Source organism: Cytophagaceae bacterium ABcell3, from assembly GCA_030913385.1.
GTDB lineage: Bacteria > Bacteroidota > Bacteroidia > Cytophagales > Cytophagaceae > ABcell3.
On sequence record CP133159.1, the window covers coordinates 2916350 to 2936570 of the forward strand.

Sequence of the window (20221 nt, forward strand, 5' to 3'; positions counted from 1 at the left end):
GTGTGAAGGGGCTTTGTAAAGAGCGAAATACACTGCCTTTCTTGTCTTCTGTAGGCTTAATGGAGGAGAAACTGTCTCTCTCTAGCACTAGAAAGAAACGATATGGAATATAATTACTTTTTTGGGATAGCAACTCTATTGTAGGTCCTCTTTTTTAAGGAGTTTTGTTAGGAATGACAATAGTAAAAGTACTACCGATACCTTCTTCGCTCTGTAATGATATGGTTCCGTCAAGCTTGTCTATTGTTGTTTTAACTATATATAAACCTAGGCCTGTACCTACAGAACTTTCATTGATTTTGAAAAACATATCAAAAACCTTTGACTGGTATTCTTTGTCAATTCCTTTTCCGTTATCTCGAAAAGTTAAAATCGCTTTATCCGGATTTATGTCTATTGTGATGTTTAGGAAGTTTTCTTCCTTCTCTGCATCGTAATATTTAATAGGGTTCTCTATTAGGTTTTGAACGATTGAATAAAGCAGGTTCCTGTCGGTATAGATATGTTTATTTTCAGTGATTTCCTTATTGATTTTTATTTTGTTAAATCCCGGGAAATGTTTAAAGTTGTCCAATGCTTCATTTATGAGCTGATTAGGGTCAATCTTATCTATATTCACAGAAGAGCTTTTTACCTTTGTTAGCATTAGCAAGTCAGATAGTAATTTTTCTAGCTTACTAGTACTTTTTAGGATATGGCTAAAGTAGTTTTGCGCAACAGGGTCTTTAACGTCTTTTTGTCCAATGGTAGTCAATCCTATAATAGACTTTAGCGGGCCTTTAATATCATGGGATGCTTTGTATACAAAGGCATCTAGTTGTTCATTGCTTTCTTTTAGCTCTTTGGTTCTTTGTCTTACCTCTTTTTCTAAATTAAAACTTTTTCTCCTCTCGGTTAATGTTCTCCACTGAACTACACCAATTAGCGCAATAAAACTCAGTGAAAACGCTATTAAATTGAACCACCAAGTTTTCCACCAAGGCGGATATATTGTAAAAGTAAAAGAAACGCCTTTTTTATTCCAGACATTGTCATTATTCGCGCCAATTACTTTAAAAGTGTAAGTTCCTGGGTCTAAGTTAGTATATGTGGCAGTTCTTTGTTCTGTGGTTCGAATCCAGACAGGGTCAAACCCTTCTAGTTTGTATGCATATTTGTTTTTTTGTGGGTTGTTAAAATTTAAAACAGCAAAGTCGATTCTAATTCCGTTTTGATTGTGTTGTAAATCAATGGGCTTGTTTTTCTTGTGTAGTACTGTAGCGTTAAATGTTTTGGATGTATCCTCTACGGTTTTTTCTGAAATTTCTATATTAGTTACTACAACAGGAGGTACGGTTTCGTTTTTGACAAGATGTCTTGGGTCAATCACTAAATATCCCATATTAGTACCTAGATAGATCCTTCCATGCTTGTCTTTATACTTTGCTAAAGGATAGTATGAATAGGCTGGAACTCCATCTTTATATGTAAAAGGTATCCCTTGTAAAGTTTCAAGACTGAACCTTGTTAACCCTGTATAAGTAACCAGCCATAGATGATTTTTATCGTCTAGGGTAATATTTTTAATTCTGTTGTCGCTAAGCCCGTGTTTGGTAGTGAAAAAGTCATAAGTTTCATTTTTAGGATTAAACCTGATAAGACCAGCTCCGTTAGAGGCTAGCCATAAATTACCCTCTTTATCCTCCACTACGTCAGAAGTGAAGTTACTTTCCATTTGGGAAAATATAGGAGAGGAGAAAGTGTAATTTTTGAAACAGTCTTTTTCAGGAATATATTTTGTTAGACCATTAAAACTTGTTCCCCAAAGTGTTCCTTCTGAATCCTCGAAAAAACTTTGGATCATATTGGAAGAGATTGTATTAGGGTCTTTGGGGTTATGGGTGTAGTGTTTAAATGTATTTGTTTTAATATCTAATACGGATAGGCCTGTACTAAAACCACTTGTCCAAATATTACCTTTTTTATCTTCATAAAGATACCTTATTTTGTCATTTCCTAGAGACTTAGGGTTATCTGGTTCATGAAGGTAGGTTTTTATTTCTTTTTTATCTGTGTTAAACACCTTAAGTCCTCCGCCATATGTTGCTAACCATAAATTATTGTTTTGGTCTTGCAGCATGGAGACTATAGGAACTTCAGAAATATTTCCTTTTCCTGGTACTGGTTCATAAGCTTCTGGAAATAAGCTGTTCTTCCATTTTACGTATAAGCCTCCTCCATCAGTAGAGAACCATAGGTTGCCAGCTTGATCTTCCAGAAAATAAGTAATTATACCCTTTGCAATCCCTTTTGAATGACCAGAATTATGTTTAAACATAGTAAACAGATTGGTCGTTGAATTTGAATACGCCAACCCATGCATAAATGTACCTGCCCAAATACCACCTTTAGAATCTTTATATACTGAAGTTATATTTTTACAAGGAAGTTGTGCTTCATTTTCATCACTGTAGTGATAAAACTTTTCTGTTCTTAAATCAAATATGTCTATCCCTCTGCCATCTACAGCAAGTAGCAATCTGTTTTCATCATAAGGGAAAATGTCATATACATTGTTTCCTTTGATAGAGTAAGGTTTATTTTGTTCATGCTGAAAGACTTTCAGCTTCCCTGATGAATCAATATACCTGAGACCGGAACTTGTTGCCATCCATATTCTTCCTTGGTTATCAGCAATGATTTTCATTACATGATAGCCACTTCCATATAAAGGCCTTAGATCTCTAAATTCACCCGTAGAAACATTTAATTTTAATAATCCATCTCTTGTACCAACCCAAACATTTCCATTTTTGTCAGCAGACAGGCCTACAAAAATTCCGACATTTTCTTCAGGCTTAAATTGAAAATTGTCTGGCTTTTTGTTTAAATCACTGATTTTATACAAACCCTCGCTTTGTACTGTTACCCAAATGTTTCCATAAGTATCTTCAGTGATCTGGTCTATGTCCCCTTTGATGTATTTAAGAGCTTCGTAGTCGTCGGATTTGAAATTATAAAATTGATCAGATATGTTGTCATACATATTGAGACCGTTTCTGGTGCCAACCCAAAGCCTTTGTTTACTGTCTGTGAAAAATACCTTTTGGTCGTTGCTTGAAATAGAGTAGGGGGCACTTGTAGATTTATATATTTTGAAGTCTATTCCGTCATACCGGTTGAGGCCGTTTTCGGTAATGAACCACATAAACCCTTCTTTGTCTTCGGTTATGCCTCTGACAATGTTATCCGAAATACCATTAACTATACTAAGTGTATGAAAGACCAAGAAAGGCTTCTCTTTATCATTTGATGAAAATGATATATTAGTGGTAAATACTAATAGTAAAACAATAAAAAAATATTTTATCATAGAATAAGGTTTCCCCACACTGGCTAAAAGGAAATCAATAATATTGCTAGTAGTCAATCAACTTATTGTATACGGCGTATGTAATAAAAAGATACCTTTTTTAGGAAGTTTTTTTTAAATAATTGGCTGTAGATGTAAAACAGAACTATGTGGTGTGAATATATAATAATTTTTATAAATAAATGTTATTTTTGCATAACCTCTCTTCTTACCTGATGTCGTGGGAGTGCGACATCCGAATTTGGTTAAAAAAGGCTGTCTAAATAAAGACAGCCTTTTTTTATAAGCTTCAAATACTTTTGGCCATCTTGATTTTATTATACTTAGTGTCTAATTTGTGCATGTCCTTCATGCTCATGATGTAGCTCAAGTTCTCCTTCAGGATCTTCTTTTAAAGCATCATCAGCCATTAAGCCCATAGGTCCTTTTCCTATCGTTAATCCACCATCTACTTTATACTCAGCACCTGTTACAAAAGAAGAAAGGTCTGATGCCAAGAATAAGTATACGTTGGCAACCTCTTCCGTTTTTCCAAATCTTCCAATTGGAATAGCGCTTTTGAAAAGTCCTTTTTGTTTCATGGTCATAGGGCTCTCGGTAATTCGCATCCATGAAGTGTCTACAGGGCCAGGGGCGACAATATTTGCTCTTACTCCATATTTTGCCTGTTCTACAGCAACGCTTTTAGTAAATGCATGAACAAATCCTTTTGTTCCGGCATATGCAGCAACTTCTGGCTCGCCGTCCATTCCTGCTTCAGACCCTGCAGAAACAATACAACCTTTGGTTTTTTGGAGTTCCGGAATGGCATACTTGGTCATCAGTAATGCTGACTGTATGTTGTTTTTTATTAAATAGTTAAAAGCGTCCACTGAAAAGTCTTGAACGGGACCAGTTTCTGGAAAAACTCCTGCATTATTTATTAATACATCTAGTTTCCCATAGGTTCTGAGGGCAAAATCTACACAACCTTTGGCTTGCTCTTCGATAGCCATGTCTCCTTTATAGGAAATGGCTTCGCCTCCGGAATCCTTAATTTCTCCTACTACATTATCTACAGGGTCTTCATGAAAACCGCAAACTATAACCTTAGCTCCATGTTTTGCAAATTTTTTACATATAGCTTCACCTATACCGGATCCGCCACCTGTAACTATTGCCACTTTCCCTTCTAATAATTTTTCCATTTTCTTTTTGTTTACATCTATCCTTTAAAAGGTAATAAGTAAGGGCGCAGGATTGTTATGGGTACTGAAGGGCACACTTGTGGCCCGCAAAAAACAAAAGCACCCAGTGTTATGCTGGGTGCTTTTGTTTTTTTAAACTAATGATATTAGCTTTCTATTTTTTCTACAATTTCACCATCTTCGTCAAAGAAAGCCTCAACTTCTTCTTCCTCTTCAGTTTCTGCTTCTATTTTATAAAGCGTGCTTTCTTGATTTTTGTAATGTCTGGCAGTTTCTTCTTCGTCTATAGTCAGGTTGTTATCTTTGATACCTTCCTTCACTTCTTCAGGAAGCTTTTCGGCATCCATTTCAGACTTAGAAGAAACCAGTTCTCCAGCTTTATCGATGATCACTTCGTGCTCCATTCCTTCATGCTCGAACTCCGCTGTGTATTGGAAATCTTCACGCTCCCAATCCACATCATCCATGCTTACATCAGGAAACTCCTCTTGAAATTCAGATTTAACTTTCTCTGGAACTTCATCGTTGTCAAGGTTCTGAGCATTTATAAAATACCCTGTAAGAACCAACACCATTATTGAAAGAAACTTTTTCATTATCTCTCTATTTTATATTCCCTACATGTTTCTCTATATCCATAACCTTTAGTAGGTAGTAAATGGTTCACCAATGTATCTTGGCATCTAATGATATGGGCGAAAAGGCTGGTTTGGGCTTATTTTGGGCGTTTTACAAACTGCACAATTTTGTAGAGAGAGAAGGCGCAATTTGCGCTTCTCTCTAAAAGGTTAAGTTACCAATGTCTTTAACCAAAGAGGTCAGAAGATAGGTACCTGTCTCCACGATCGCAGATAATACATACTATAACTCCGCTGTCGATTTGTTCGCTGAGCTTTGCAGCAGAAGCAACAGCACCGCCACTGCTCATTCCAGCAAATATGCCTTCTTCTCTGGATAGTCTCCTTGTCATTTGAGTGGCTTCCTCTTGTGAGACATCTATTATTTGATCTACCCGTTCTTTGTCAAAGATTTTTGGGAGGTACTCTACTGGCCACCTTCTTATTCCTGGAATTTTGGATCCGTCGGTAGGCTGTACTCCTACAATTTGAATGGCTTCATTTTGCTCTTTTAAAAATCTTGAAACCCCCATTATCGTACCTGTAGTACCCATTGAAGAAACAAAATGAGTAATTTTCTGATGGGTGTCTTTCCAGATTTCTGGCCCCGTAGAGTGGTAATGGGCCATGTAGTTGTCTGTATTGGCAAATTGGTTCAGCATCATATAGCCTCCACTGGCTACTTTTTCATGGGCAAGGTCGATAGCAGCTTCCATAGATCCGTCGGCCGGTGTCAAAATTACTTTTGCTCCATAAGCCTCCATGGTTAGAATGCGCTCTTTGGTGGAATTTTCAGGCATTATCAATTCTATATCTATTCCATAAAGCCGGGCTATCATTGCTAGCGCTATTCCTGTGTTGCCACTAGTGGCTTCAACGAGTTTCATGCCTGGCTTGAGTTCCCCTCGTTCTAAGGCACCTTTTATCATTCCAAAAGCTGCGCGGTCTTTTACGCTTCCTCCTGGATTATGCCCTTCAAGCTTGGCGAAAAGTTGAATCCCTGGTTTTTTAATTATATTCTTAAGTTCAACAAGTGGTGTGTTACCAACAAAATCCAATAAAGAAGCCATAAAAATTAAATTTTAGTTTTTCGAGTCATTTTTACTTGGGCTTGATGATAAACCCTTGAGAATGGAGGGACACTGGTGGTTAACCATACGTTTCCACCAATAATACTGTCATGGCCGATAACTGTTTCTCCTCCTAAAATTGTAGCTCCTGAATAAATTACTACATTGTCTTCAATAGTCGGGTGTCTTTTGGTTTCAGCCATATCTTTAGAAACACTCATGGCTCCTAAGGTGACACCTTGATAAAGTTTTACATTTTTTCCTATTACGGCTGTTTCTCCAATAACAATGCCCGTACCATGATCTATAAAAAAGTTAGGTTGAATTTGCGCCGCCGGGTGGATGTCTATACCCGTTCTTGAGTGCGCATATTCGGTAAGTATCCGTGGTAAAAGGGGAATGTTTAGTTGGTATAAGCCGTGTGCCAATCTATAAAACGCTATTGCATAAAAACCCGGATAGGTTCTAATGACCTCATATTCTGTTTTGGCTGCAGGGTCTCCATTTAGTATAGAGTGGATATCCTGGATAAGGTAGTCGTATATTTCAGGAATCTTTTTCATATATGCAGCGGACAAAAGGGGAGCAGGGCAAGGCAGGAGGTGTTCCATCGAACTTAAAATATCTATAAGCTCTTGTTCCCTACGCTCAAAAAAGTTTTCTATATCTTTGGGGTCTTTATATTGTACACGAGATTGCTCAGGAAACATGACCAAGAGGATTTTGGTTATTAACCTGCTTATGGCAGAGGTAGCAGGAAGACGTGGTATTTCTTGGTGCTTTAGGTAAAGTTTTTCAACAAATGTATTTTTCATTCTTGTTTCCTGTTCTAAGAATTGCAAATTTATATATAATGATGCTTTTATAATGAAAAAAGTGAGGTTTTGATTGAATAACTACTCTTTGGAGGAAATAAATTCCATCATGAAGTCATTGTTTAGTTTTAGCTTACCGTCAACTTTTTCTCCCGTTTCATTTTTTACGAAACCTTTTATTAAGGACGTTTCTTTTCCGGAAAGTAAATGGCCTAAATGGGTCTTGTTAATCTCTTTTCCCCACCAAGTAAGCGGTATGCGAAGTTTGCAGCCTGCTTTCCATTCAGAGCACCCATAGGCAGTTTTTCCTTGCAATATGTGGCCTTTCTTACACTTTGGGCAAGAAAGGGCTTCTGTTTTTACTGTCTTTTTCTCTTTCTTCTCAAAAACCACTTTACAGTTTTCATCCAATGATAAGATGCCTTCTATACTTTGATTGTCTATTTTAAAACCTTTAATGACAGATGTTTTTCCTTTTGAAATTAAACTGAATATTTGTTTTTCAGTCAATTTCTTCTCGTTGTAAACAAATGGTACAATAAACTTGCAGCCATTTTTATATTCACTGCATCCATATGCTTTGCTTCCTTTGAGCATATTCCCTTTTTTGCATTTTGGGCATGAGGGAGTTTTGGCCTCTACTTTTTTATTGGGTTGAGGTTTCGTTTCTTCCTGAACTTCTATCTCTATTTTTTCACCTTTACTTTTCTTTACATGCTGTACAATTTTTGAAACCATTTCTTTCATCTCATTGAGGAATGTTTTGGTTTCATAAGCTCCCTTTTCGATATCGCGCAGCTTTTTTTCCCAATTTCCTGTAAGTTCTGCCGATTTCAATAGTTCAAAATCTATGGTTTGTATGAGCTGTATGCCTGTTACAGTGGGTACAAGATTTTTTCTTTCTTTTCGTATATAGTTTCTCCTGAAAAGTGTTTCTATGATATTTGCACGAGTAGAAGGTCTTCCAATGCCATTTTCTTTCATTAGGTCGCGCAGCTCATCATCGGCCACTTGTTTGCCCGCGGTTTCCATGGCCCTTAGAAGGGTAGCTTCTGTAAACGGCTTAGGTGGCCTGGTTTGTTTTTCAGCTAAAGCTGGTTCGTGTGGCCCTGATTCTCCTTCTTTAAACTCCGGCAAAAGCTGGTCGTCATCTTGCTCATTGTTGTCGTCGTCCTTCTTTTCTTCCATGTACACTTTCCGCCAGCCCTCATCCAGTATCTGCTTACCTGTTGCTTTAAACTCTGTCTTATCGGCTTCTCCTATTACCTCTGTTTTGGAAATTTTGCAGTCTGGATATAGGGCAGCCAAAAACCTCAATACAATTAAGTTATAGACATTAGCCTCGTTGCCATACAAACTTCCTGCTTTTACACTGGTTGGGATTATGGCATGGTGATCTGTTACTTTTTTGTCATTAAATACATTTTTAGACTTCCTGATCGGTGCGTCTAGCAGAGGCTGTGTCAAATGTTCGTACCCACTTAATTTAGACAGCACACCTTTCATTTTAGGATACATGTCTGTAGGCAAATAGACCGTGTCTACCCTGGGGTAGGTAACAAGTTTTTTTTCGTAAAGGTTTTGGACTGTTTTTAAGGTTTGATCTGCTGACAGCCCAAACTTTTTGTTGCATTCAACCTGGAGAGAAGTTAGGTCGAAAAGTTTTGGAGGACTTTCTTTGCCGTTTTTCTTTTTAAAAGAAATGATCTTGAAAGGCTTGTCTTTTATATTGTTCAGTACCTCTTCTGCTTCTTCAACTGAGAAGAACTTTCCAGATTTTGCAGAAAAGAGGACATTTCTGTATTTCGTTTTAAGCTCCCAATACGTTTGCGGTTTAAAATTCTCGATTTCCAGGTGTCGGTTTACTATTAGTGCCAAGGTAGGAGTTTGCACTCTGCCTATAGAAAGGACTTGCTTTCCTTCGCCATATTTTAAAGTATATAATCTGGTTGCATTAATGCCTAACAGCCAGTCTCCTATAGCCCTTGAGCTCCCTGCTGCATACAGAAGGTCAAAATCTTTGCTGTCCTTTAGTTTGTTGAAACCTTCTTTTATCGCTTCTTCGGTCAAAGAAGAAATCCATAGCCGCTTTACAGGTTTTTTACATTTGACCTTAGTCAAAACCCAGCGCTGAATTACCTCTCCCTCTTGCCCAGCATCCCCACAGTTTATTACCTCTTCTGCTTTCTCTACTAACTTGCCAATTATACCTAACTGCTTTTGGATGCCCTGGTTGTTTATTTCTTTGATGCCAAAGCGAGTAGGCAGGATAGGCAGATGGTGCATTTTCCACCATTTCAACTGAGGGTTGTAATCCTGAGGCTCTTTGAGCGTACACAAATGTCCTATGGTCCAGGTTATTTGGTAACCATTGCCTTCATAATATCCATCTTTTCTATTTTTAGCGCCAAGGATAGAGGCTATTTCCCTGGCTACACTAGGTTTTTCAGCAATGCAGACTTTCAATGTTTTTTCAGAAATAGCAATCTTAAAGTTAGAAAAAATATTTAAATGTGTCGAAGGAAAACTTTATATAATGTTGTAATGGCTTCTTTCACTATTCAGGTTTTTCATGTGCAACTTGTTTGAAATCAGGTAATTTTAGCTTTAATAGATCCGCTATTCTTGAGAATTCGCTCTGAACAGGAGCAGCAAGGGTAATTTTTTTATTGCAGACAGGGTGGTTGATAGTCAGCTCAGCTGCATGCAGAAGCATAGTGTTTAATTGCCAAGTATTTTTAAAAAAACGATTTTGTTTATTGCAACCATGGGGGCGGTCACCAATAATGGGGTGTGAAATATGTGCAAAATGCCTTCTGATTTGATGCATTCGTCCGGTTTTCGGATATACCTCTACCAAAGAGTACCTGACGCTGTTATGGTTGCCTAAGGGAATGGGAAGCTCAGTTGTTGCTAATCTAGTATAGTTTGTAATTGCTGTCTGTACAATGCCGTTTTCATTTCTCAACGGATAATCAATCTCTCCAGACTCAGGAGCAAAACCCCTTACTATAGCTAAGTGTTTTTTAATAGTTGTATGGTCAAAAAACTGCTGTTGGACTGGATAAACCAAATCGCTTTGAAGAGTAAATAGCAACACGCCCCCGGTTTTTCTGTCAATTCTATGCACAGGCCAAACTCTTTGTCCTATCTGATCTCGAAGTAATTGTAAAGCACATTCATTGGCATCTCGGGCTATTGGGGAGAAATGAGTCAACAGCCCATGAGGTTTGTTAATGGCTACGAGTGCCTCGTCTTTATAGATTATTGGAAGCTCCAAAGTGTAATGGTTTAATAGAATGTAAAATTAGTTAGTAATAATTGAATTATACGTTGTTAGTCGACAAAATTATATTTTCAAAGGGAGAATTATGTCACTACTCATTGGTTAAATATCTGAATTTATTGTAAATTCAAGCAATTTTTAGAACAATTTTAGGCAGGAACGAAAGAACAGCAGAATTAGATGGACAACTCCGCAAATAGTAACGTACAAGTTTTTAAAAGTTTAATAGGTACGAGGTATGAGATGTATAACAGTCTCTTTACCTCTCTACCATTTAGTAAGGTAGAAAAAACAGGTGTTTTATTATCTTTATTTGTACTTCATTGTGAAGAAGGGTTGAATAAAGGCTTGAGCCCTTCTGAAATGATTAAATCATTTTTTGAACAGTTTACTTCATACCGAACAGAGCAAGAGCAAAATAGTCTTTTGTTTCGTTTTATTCAGTATGCAGAAAGACAGGTAGTGCTTTTTGATGCACTTGAGGATGCTGCTTTCAAGCATGTGCATGATATGAAAGGTGTTGGTACTTTAAAGCATCTCGAAAGCCCGATTGACCAAAACATGTCTCAGGAAAAACTGGCTCAGAAGTTTGAAGACTTCGCCGTCAGGTTGGTTTTAACTGCCCACCCGACCCAGTTTTATACCAGTGAGGTGTTAGGCATTATTCATGATTTGTCTAAAGCGCTTACCTCGGATAATACGGCCCTTGTCAATACATACTTGCAGCAGTTGGGTAAAACTCCATTTTTTAAGAAAACAAAGCCTTCCCCTTATGAGGAAGCTATCAACTTGATTTGGTTCCTTGAAAATGTTTTTTACCAATCAGCAGGACGGATTCTTGCTTATTTAAAAAATCAATATCCAGACGCGGTCAATGCCAATAACCACCTAATAAGAATGGGTTTTTGGCCAGGAGGAGACCGTGATGGAAACCCTTATGTAAACGCTGGTATTACTATTAAAGTAGCAGAGGCCTTAAGGGGAAGTATTGTGAAGTCTTATTACATGGACGTACGCCGTCTAAAAAGAAGACTTACTTTTGATGGCTTGGGTAATATCCTCACAGAATTGGAAGAAAAGCTATACAATAACCTGTTTATACCTGGACATAAAGCAGACTTGACCAAAGAGGACATTATTGGCTCTCTGACAAAAATAAGGAATACAATTATTGAAAAGCATAACGGCTTGTTCCTCGAAATGGTTGAGAACCTGTTAAGTAAAGTAGAGCTTTTTGGACTATTCTTCGCTTCTTTAGATGTAAGGCAGGACAGTTCTGTTCATGCTCAACTGCTTGAAGCCATTTCAGAAAGAACTGATTTGCTACCTGATAACTACAAGACGCTTTCTGACAATGAGAAAATTGACCTTTTACTTCATGTCAGAGGAAAGGTGGATCCTTCGGTTTTTGAGGATAATGAATTATTTAAAGATACCCTTGAGACCATTGCTGCTATTAAAGAAATACAAGAGTTTAATGGAGAAAGCGGTTGTCATAGATACATCATTAGCCACAGCACCAGTGCGTTAAATGTTATTGAAGTATATGGCCTCTTTCTTCTTGGAGGGTGGAAGCCAGAAGAACTTACCATTGATATTGTTCCTTTGTTTGAAACCATAGATGACCTTCGCAATGCGGGCGATGTTATGAAGGAGCTTTACACCAATAAGATTTACCGTGAGCAACTTCACAAGCGCTCAAGTATACAAACCATTATGCTTGGGTTTTCCGATGGAACTAAGGACGGGGGCTACTTAATGGCCAATTGGAGCATTTATAAAACCAAAGAAGAACTGAGCGCTATTTCCAGAGAGTATGATGTACAGGTAGTGTTTTTTGATGGAAGGGGAGGACCTCCTGCCAGGGGTGGTGGAAAAACCCACCAGTTTTACGCTTCTATGGGAAAAAATATTTCTAGTAAAGAAATTCAGCTTACTATACAAGGTCAGACCATCAGTTCAAACTTTGGTAATGTCGATGCGGCTCAGTATAACATTGAGCAATTGATGAATGCAGGTATAAGTAACGCTTTGTTTTCTTCTGAAACTGCTACTTTGAATCAAGAAGAGGACAATCTCTTAAACATGATAGCTGAGGAAAGTTATGTAGCTTATAATGAATTGAAGAACCATCCGGAATTTATAGAATACCTTAATTATGTGAGTCCTTTGAGGTATTATGCAGAGACCAATATTGGTAGTCGCCCATCTAAACGTAAATCAGGTAAACTGAACTTAAATGACTTAAGGGCTGTGCCTTATGTTGGGTCATGGAGCCAGTTAAAGCAGAATTTGCCTGGTTATTACGGTGTGGGGGCTGCTTTTGAAAAACTAGAAGCGACTGGAAAATGGGATGAGCTACAGAAGCTATACAAACACTCTTTGTTTTTCAAGACATTGATTGATAACTGTGAAATGGCCATGAGCAAATGCTATTTTCCTGCCACAGCTTATTTGGCGAAGCATGAGAAATATGGCAATCTATGGCAAAATATATATGAAGAGTATGAGCGGACGAAGAAGTACTTGCTGAAATTAACCGGTGCATCAGAAATTATGGGTAACAAACCGGTAGACTATTTGTCTATTCAGATGCGTCAAAGAATTGAGCTTCCGTTGATACTAATTCAACAACATGCGCTCACGAAAATCAGGGAAATGGCTGAGCAAGGACAAGATTTGCCTGAAAAAAGAATCTACGAAAAGCTGGTTATACGGTGTTCTTTTGGGATTATCAATGCAGAACGGAATTCTGCTTAAAACTGTTAAGCTTTTTAAGGGTTATATATGACATGTGCACTATAGACAGATTTGTCTATGGTGCTTTGTTAAACCTGGATTTCACGCAATAGAAAGTTCTAATGCTTATTTTAGGTTAAAATATTAAAACAGAGCATTTTTGCTCTTCGAATGATTGATTGATGTTAAGAAAGCTTATCCTAAAAATTACTGATCCCTTTTATCCATTATGCAGCAGGTTTTTGGACATTCAAACCTATAGGTATGGAGTATGTGGCGCTTCTAATACAGCACTGGACATCTTTTTGTATTTCGTTTCTTATAACTTTATCTTAAACAAGCAGATTGTTTCTCTTGCAGGTTTTTCTATAAGTCCGCATATTGCTGCATTTTTAATGGCTTTTAGCATTACTGCGCCAGCAGGCTTTTTATTGATGCGTATTGTAGTCTTTCCTGAATCAACAATAAAAGGCTGGGTGCAATTGAGCAGGTATTTTTCAGTTGTTGCATTAAACCTGTTCCTTAATTATGTATTGTTGAAGCTTTTTGTGGATGTTATGAACTTTTATCCAACACCGGCCAAAATATTAAATACCGCTCTTATTGTTGCTATTACTTTTATTCTTCAAAAGTATTTTACCTTTAGGGTCAAAAAGATACCAAAGAAAGTTATTCCAAGAAAGTTGAGAAAGAAAGAAATGGTGGAAGCATAATTTTCAAGGCAAGCTTTTAGTGTTATGTGTTTAACCTGGATAATGCAATAGAAAGCCCTAATACATATTTCAGGTTTAAATGTGGTAGAGCGCTAAGTGCCGCTCTTAGGCATAAAAAATGTTGGGTAAAGAGTCTTTTTACCTTTTCTTTTTCAATATTGCCCAGATTTTACAAATAAAAAAAAGAGGAGTTGCTTCCCATAAGGGAGACATCTCCTCTTTTGCTATTTATGTTATTGATTTACTTTTGCCATTTCCGGAGTTTTGGGTAATTTGATTATCCTTAACATTGATAGCAGTTTTATAATTGGGTATACCGGGTCAAACTCATACCACTTTGCACCAAAGTTAGGTTTGTCAGCGTGTTTGTGGTGGTTGTTTTGAAAGAGTTCCCCTAGCATAAAGAAGTCAAACACTAGCGTATTTTTAGATTTGTCGTTATTGTCAAAATTAGCATACCCCATTTTATGTCCAAACCAGTTAACTATAGCACCGTGCACTGCGCCCATTAAAAAATGGATTGGTAATAAGAGGAACATCCACCATTGTGTGGCAAAAGCTACGTAAAAGCCAATATAAAGCAAGCCCCATGCAATTCTTGAATAGCCTGACTCGCCTAAATTGTCAATAAATTTCCATTCAGGTAGGTTGTTGGCAAAGCGTGTACCGATTTCTTTTCTGCTATATACTAGGTCATTATATATTTTTCTAGTGTGCCACATCATGGTGAAAATGTTGTTGTGATAATGAGGAGAATGAGGATCTTTTTCTGTATCACTATAGGCATGGTGCATCCGGTGAAGGATGCCATAAGCTCTTGGTGTCAGGTAAGAAGAACCTTGAAATAAGTAACTGAGGATATAGAAGGTTCTTTCCCAAAACTTGTTCATCGAAAACATTTTGTGCGCACCATATCTATGGTGAAAGAATGTTTGTGTGAATAGAGATAGGTACCAATGTAACACAAAGAATAATAGTATTGTCATAATTTGAATTTAAGGTAAATTTTTTTTGTTTATAAGTATGTAAGTGTTTAAATAATATTAATTAAGTTAAAAATGTTCAACAACATATACATTGTTAATAGGTTTTTGTTATTATTCTATCTATTTTTGTAATACAAAAATAACAAAAGTCTTCTGTTTTCTCGCCATTGATATTTTTACTGCCTATTGAGTGATATAAATTTACCGAAGGATAGAAGGGAAGCTTACCCGCAAACCATACATTTCAAGGATCAGTTATAAAGATAACATTTTGTTTGGGCAACTTAAAACTTAATAATAAAAATACTTTTTTTTACATATTTGTACCCTGATTGTCAGTGTTGTACAATTTTAATTCTAAACTTTAATTAATGTCATTTAATAAACTTAATCTTATTAAGCCAATTTTGGAGGCAGTGGAATCAGAAGGCTATGAATCTCCCACCCCGATTCAACAAGAAGCAATACCTTATATACTTGAAGGTAATGACCTTTTAGGTTGTGCACAAACTGGTACTGGGAAAACGGCAGCATTTGCTATTCCTGTTTTGCAATTGTTGTCCGGATCTGCTTATCAACATAAATCAGGAAAAATCAAAGCGCTTGTGTTAACGCCAACTAGAGAGTTGGCCATACAAATTGGTGACAGTTTTGCTGCTTATGGCAAAAAGTTACCTTTAAAGCATACTGTTGTTTTTGGAGGTGTATCTCAAGGTGCACAAGTCAATGTATTGAGAAAGGGCGTAGATATATTAATTGCTACCCCAGGAAGATTACTGGATTTAATTAACCAAAAGTTTATTTCTCTTAAAGATATTAGCTTTTTTGTATTGGACGAAGCCGATCGTATGTTGGACATGGGCTTTATTCATGATGTGCGTAAAGTAATAGGTAGATTGCCCGAAAAAAGACAATCAATATTCTTTTCCGCTACTCTCAACAAAGACATCCAAAGTCTTGCAGGCACCATTCTTCGTAACCCTCAAAAAATTGAAGTTACGCCTGTCTCTTCTACGGCAGAGACTGTGGAACAGCAGGTGTATTTTGTTGAAAAGCCAGGTAAAAAACCTTTGTTGTTGCATTTACTTGCAGATAATGATATCGATGAGGTGCTTGTTTTTTCAAGAACCAAAAGAGGCGCCGATAGAATTACAAAAGATTTGAACAAAGCAGGTGTTTCTGCAGAAGCTATTCATGGCGATAAAAGTCAGAATGCCAGACAAAGGGCTTTGGGCAATTTTAAGGATAAAAAAATTCGAGTACTTGTGGCTACAGATATTGCCGCTCGTGGTATAGATATTGAAAAATTACCTTTTGTAATTAACTATGACCTTCCAAATGAACCTGAAACATATGTTCATAGGATTGGTCGTACAGGTAGGGCCGGTGCCGATGGTAAAGCTATTTCTTTTTGTGATGGTGAAGAAAAGGCATACCTTAAAGATATAAACAAGCTAATTGGTCTTACTATTCCGGTTGTTACTGAACATCCTTTTTCCGATGTTAAGCCTGCTCCAAAGAATAACAGCCGCTCATCAAACAACAGGCCTAAGCAAGCAACTGCTTCTTCAAAATTATCTAACCCTTCTAGGAGGTGGTCTGGAAAAAGAAGAACTGCTAGACCTTAGAAGTTTTTACACCTAAATGTACGTAAACCTGTAATTGTAAAAATTGCAGGTTTGTTTTTTTACTTGGATTATGCATTAGATTTCGTTATGAGGGGCAAAAGAACAAAAAAATCAACGTATTTGGTTTGCAAAGCATAGTGGTTCGTTCAATGGTTATAACCAAATGCTAGTGAAGCGTCTGATTTTAAGTTATTTGGCCACGCAATAGAAAGTTCTAATGGATATTTCAGGTTTATGTAGCTATTTTTTACCTCTAGGCGATATGTGTTGTTTTTTTCCTTTCGTTCACAATTAGCAGTCCACCTACAATCAACAATATTATTGCAAAAGCCAAAAATAATATGTTGTAAAGGAAAGGGTTTGCTGTTTCTTCTCTAATATTATGAATCTTAAAAATGAAATGGTTGGCGCTATCGATCAGGTTGAATAAGCCCCAGCCGGCTAGTAAGCCACCGGCAAATATTTTATCTGACTTTACTACATTAGGTTTTGATGTTATTGACCATAGTATAAGTAAGCCTGTAAAAGTGAATGTCCATGTAAAAGCATGAAATACTCCATCCCAAAACATGTTGACCGATTTGTTAAGTAAAGTATCTGGTGTTACAATGTTCGAAATCATTTGGTGCCATTGAAGGATCTGATGGAAAACAATACCATCAATAAAACCTCCCAAGCCCATACCTAAAAGCAAGGTTGCCGCCACCAATGGGCCAGATCTTTTATTATGATTGTTTTTGCTCATTTACTTTAGCCTAAAATAAATGGTTGTGATAAGTAGTCCTGCAAAGATGAAAGGAAGTATAAGTGTGAAAGTTAACTCCCAAAAGTTGTGGTTAAAAATAGCGTCTTGTAAAGGCAAATTACAGGTTGTACATGCCATAATGCGCTGACAAGGCAGCAGACTTAGTACAAAAAGTAAGGTTTTTAGTCTCATTTGTGAATAGTGTTAGAACAAAAAATACATAGTGGAGTGCATAATGTTTAAAAAAATGTGTTTTAATATCGTAGATTTGGGAAATGAAGAGGTATAGAGACTACCCTGATAAGAAGAGAGCTTCACTGTCTGCGGTTAAGTATGCTTTTAAAAATATCATCTGGCCTAGGAGATATCTCCTTTTGCTAGGACTCGTTCTGATAATTATCAACCGTTTGTCAGGCTTAGTGCTTCCAGGGTCTACAAAAATCCTAATCGACGATATTTTACCTGCGCAAGAGGTTCACCAATTATATGCTTTGCTTGGGGTTGTTGGCGGAGCTATTGCCATACAATCCCTCAGTTCCTATTTTTTGACACGTGTGTTAAGTGTTGAAGCGCAAAATCTTATAGCTCAATTGAGGCTCAAAGTTCAGAAACAAGTTTTGCACATGCCGGTAAATTTTTTTGATAATAACAGGTCTGGCTCACTGGTTTCTCGTGTCATGGATGATGTAGAAGGCGTTAGGAATTTGGTTGGTACGGGGCTGGTCCAACTTGTAGGCGGACTTCTTACGTCCGTGGTAGCTTTTCTGATATTGTTAAGGATTAATGCTTCAATGACTTTGTTTGCCGTGCTTCCAATGTTGGTTTTTGGTTTTATTTCCCTTAAAGCTTTCAACTATTTAAGGCCTATTTTTAGGGAAAGGAGTAAAATTAAAGCAGAAGTTACCGGGAGACTTACCGAGTCGTTGAATGGCATAAGGGTCATCAAAGGTTTTAGTGCTGAAAATTTTGAAATAAATGTTTTTAGCATAGGTGTTACAAAGCTTTTCAATAATATAAAGAAAACGTTAACGACCTCGAGCCTCGTAACCAGTTTGTCTACATTGCTTCTTGGCATGGCCAGCATTTTAATTATGGGTGTAGGGGGAAATAAAATAATGGATGGTCAAATGACAGTAGGCGATTTCTTTGCTTTTACCCTATACTTAGGCTTTATGGTGGCACCTATAGTTCAAATGGGCATGACAGGTAGTCAACTTACAGAAGCGTTTGCGGGTCTTGATAGGATGGAAGATCTTTTAAAACAGGAAAGGGAGAATGAAGACCCTAGGAGAAATATTGAGCTTCCAAAGCTTGAAGGAAACATTGTTTTTGACAATGTGTCTTTTTCCTATAATGAAGGAAATGGGAAATATGTACTTAATAATATTAGCTTTGATGCAAAGCCTGGTAGTATCACAGCTTTGGTAGGAAGTTCAGGGTCTGGCAAATCTACTATTGCAGGTTTAGTGGCTTCTTATTTATCTCCCCAAAAAGGTATGATTTATGCCGACGGAAATGACCTTTCAAAGGTGACCTTGACCAGTTACCGAAGTCAGCTGGGGGTTGTGTTACAGGATGACTTTCTTTTTGAAGGTTCTATTAAAGATAATATTTTATTTGCAAGCCCAGGTGCTAGTGAACAACAGTTAATGGAAGCGGTGGATGCTGCATATGTGACGGAGTTTGCTAATGGCTTTGAACATGGTTTAGATACGCTGATTGGAGAAAGAGGAGTGAAGCTTTCTGGAGGCCAGAAACAAAGGATAGCTATAGCCCGTGCTTTACTCGCAAATCCTAAAGTGTTGATTTTAGATGAAGCAACTTCTAGCTTGGATGCAGAGAGCGAGTCGTTTATTCAGAAAAGCCTCATGAAGCTAATGAAAGGGCGGACTACCTTTGTAATCGCCCATCGATTAAGTACCATACGTCAGGCTGATCTGATTTTGGTTATTGAAAATGGAAGGGTGTTTGAAAAAGGTGTACATGAAGAGTTGTTGGAAAAAAAAGGTAGGTACTATGAGTTGTTTACCTATCAAAGTCGAATTTGAAATATATTAATTAGATTAACATGGACGGAAAAAATAGGGAAAATATTAGCCCTGGAACTAAAGTAAATATAATTTTAAAGAAAGATCAACGTAGCGGGAAGCTTACTGAAGGTGTGGTAAAAGATCTACTAACCAAATCTCCTTATCACTCACGGGGTATTAAAGTTAGACTAGAATCAGGGGAGATTGGAAGGGTTCAGGAAATCTTAGATTGAGGAATTATAGCTTTATATGAAATAAAAAAACGGGCATTAATGCCCGTTTTTTAAGGGTTTGCTAAAATGGTTGGGCGCTATAGTGACTATACACTTTAACCCCACTGGTTCTTACAGCGGAGAGTATCATTTCACTGTCATTGACTTGTTCTATTTTCATCGTGCTAGTTCTTGAGGAAGAGCTGTTGTTGAAGCTACCGGTAAGAATTAGTTCGTTTTGCGTATTGGTAGTCCAGAATCCAGACATAACAGAAGTATTGTCGTTTGTAATCACTTCATGCGTGCACCCGGTATTCTCGTCATTAGAAAAGGAGTAGCTTGTAGAAGTGGTTGATATATGCCAATTTACGGCACCTGTAGAATATAATGTTAGGGTATCGAAGTTAACTCCACTTCTGTCTGTATAGGTAAAGTTGTAAGGGCTATCATTGCATGATAAGGTAACATCTTTTTCCTCGTCATGATATTCTCCAGCAAAAGTCTCCCTTATTTCGCCACTTGTAGAGTGTCTAACTGTTTTCTCTAATGCCCATTTCCCAACCGCTTTCTCTTTAAAACTACTATCTACCGCTCCATTGGGATCCGGCTCTGGGTCTCTAGTTTTATCTTTACAAGAAAAAAAAGTAATTAAAAACGCGGCAGTTAATACTAAAGGAATTCTCAACATTATTAATTTAATATAAAAGTAGTTAGATTTTGCTTGTTTATTATAGTTAGCAAAACGAAAATAAAATCGATTTTGCTCCCTTTCCAAATATTTTGCTTAAAAGATAACGCTACAGTTAACACAATATTTGTAACTAGTATGAAAAACCCTATT

General features: G+C 37.2%; 15 protein-coding genes. 5 read left to right on the forward strand and 10 right to left on the reverse strand.

Translation table 11 applies throughout. The annotated features are described in order from the left end of the window. Positions 1-154: 154 nt before the first annotated feature. The 7 genes from RCC89_11900 to RCC89_11930 form a co-directional block, all read right to left on the reverse strand. The gene (locus RCC89_11900) at positions 155-3352 is read right to left on the reverse strand and encodes a two-component regulator propeller domain-containing protein (GenBank protein ID WMJ73858.1); all 3198 of its coding nucleotides are present in this window, start codon (positions 3350-3352) and stop codon (positions 155-157) included. Between the two features lie 323 nt (positions 3353-3675). Beyond that, positions 3676-4539 carry an SDR family oxidoreductase gene (locus tag RCC89_11905; GenBank protein WMJ73859.1) on the reverse strand — a complete coding sequence of 288 codons (864 nt, stop codon included), beginning with the start codon at positions 4537-4539 and terminating at the stop codon, positions 3676-3678. Positions 4540-4685: 146 nt separating this feature from the next. After that, positions 4686-5135 (reverse strand): PepSY-like domain-containing protein, encoded by a 450-nt coding sequence (locus RCC89_11910; GenBank protein WMJ73860.1) that lies wholly within the window; start codon positions 5133-5135, stop codon positions 4686-4688. Between the two features lie 209 nt (positions 5136-5344). Beyond that, on the reverse strand, positions 5345-6226 hold the full coding sequence (gene cysM, locus RCC89_11915) for a cysteine synthase CysM (protein WMJ73861.1): 882 nt from the start codon (positions 6224-6226) through the stop codon (positions 5345-5347). A 5-nt stretch (positions 6227-6231) separates the two neighbouring features. After that, a complete protein-coding gene (gene epsC / locus RCC89_11920; GenBank protein WMJ73862.1) occupies positions 6232-7041 on the reverse strand; it encodes a serine O-acetyltransferase EpsC in 810 nt (269 codons plus the stop codon). Positions 7042-7122: 81 nt separating this feature from the next. Continuing rightward, entirely contained in the window at positions 7123-9507 is a 2385-nt protein-coding gene (locus RCC89_11925) for a DNA topoisomerase 3 (GenBank protein WMJ73863.1), read from the reverse strand. Positions 9508-9598: 91 nt separating this feature from the next. Beyond that, entirely contained in the window at positions 9599-10321 is a 723-nt protein-coding gene (locus RCC89_11930; protein WMJ73864.1) for a pseudouridine synthase, read from the reverse strand. A 186-nt stretch (positions 10322-10507) separates the two neighbouring features. On the opposite strand from RCC89_11930, the gene RCC89_11935 reads away from it, so the two are divergent. Together RCC89_11935 and RCC89_11940 are read left to right on the forward strand one after the other, a co-directional pair. Then, positions 10508-13087 (forward strand): phosphoenolpyruvate carboxylase, encoded by a 2580-nt coding sequence (locus RCC89_11935; GenBank protein WMJ73865.1) that lies wholly within the window; start codon positions 10508-10510, stop codon positions 13085-13087. Between the two features lie 221 nt (positions 13088-13308). Beyond that, on the forward strand, positions 13309-13779 hold the full coding sequence (locus tag RCC89_11940) for a GtrA family protein (GenBank protein ID WMJ73866.1): 471 nt from the start codon (positions 13309-13311) through the stop codon (positions 13777-13779). Between the two features lie 233 nt (positions 13780-14012). Here RCC89_11940 and RCC89_11945 read toward each other — a convergent pair whose 3' ends face one another. Then, the gene (locus RCC89_11945) at positions 14013-14765 is read right to left on the reverse strand and encodes an acyl-CoA desaturase (protein ID WMJ73867.1); all 753 of its coding nucleotides are present in this window, start codon (positions 14763-14765) and stop codon (positions 14013-14015) included. A gap of 371 nt (positions 14766-15136) precedes the next feature. Here RCC89_11945 and RCC89_11950 point away from each other — a divergent pair, with 371 nt between their 5' ends. After that, a complete protein-coding gene (locus tag RCC89_11950; GenBank protein ID WMJ73868.1) occupies positions 15137-16393 on the forward strand; it encodes a DEAD/DEAH box helicase in 1257 nt (418 codons plus the stop codon). 253 nt (positions 16394-16646) lie between these two features. On the opposite strand, the gene RCC89_11955 is transcribed toward RCC89_11950, so the two are convergent. Further along, on the reverse strand, positions 16647-17138 hold the full coding sequence (locus RCC89_11955; GenBank protein ID WMJ73869.1) for a DUF2243 domain-containing protein: 492 nt from the start codon (positions 17136-17138) through the stop codon (positions 16647-16649). A 275-nt stretch (positions 17139-17413) separates the two neighbouring features. On the opposite strand from RCC89_11955, the gene RCC89_11960 reads away from it, so the two are divergent. Together RCC89_11960 and RCC89_11965 are read left to right on the forward strand one after the other, a co-directional pair. Beyond that, positions 17414-19186 carry an ABC transporter ATP-binding protein gene (locus tag RCC89_11960; GenBank protein ID WMJ73870.1) on the forward strand — a complete coding sequence of 591 codons (1773 nt, stop codon included), beginning with the start codon at positions 17414-17416 and terminating at the stop codon, positions 19184-19186. A 20-nt stretch (positions 19187-19206) separates the two neighbouring features. Then, positions 19207-19401: a YwbE family protein gene (locus RCC89_11965; GenBank protein ID WMJ73871.1), complete on the forward strand. Its 195-nt coding sequence runs from the start codon at positions 19207-19209 to the stop codon at positions 19399-19401. A gap of 61 nt (positions 19402-19462) precedes the next feature. Here the strand turns inward: RCC89_11965 and RCC89_11970 are convergent, their stop codons facing one another. Next, the gene (locus RCC89_11970; protein ID WMJ73872.1) at positions 19463-20068 is read right to left on the reverse strand and encodes a hypothetical protein; all 606 of its coding nucleotides are present in this window, start codon (positions 20066-20068) and stop codon (positions 19463-19465) included. Positions 20069-20221: the final 153 nt, after the last annotated feature.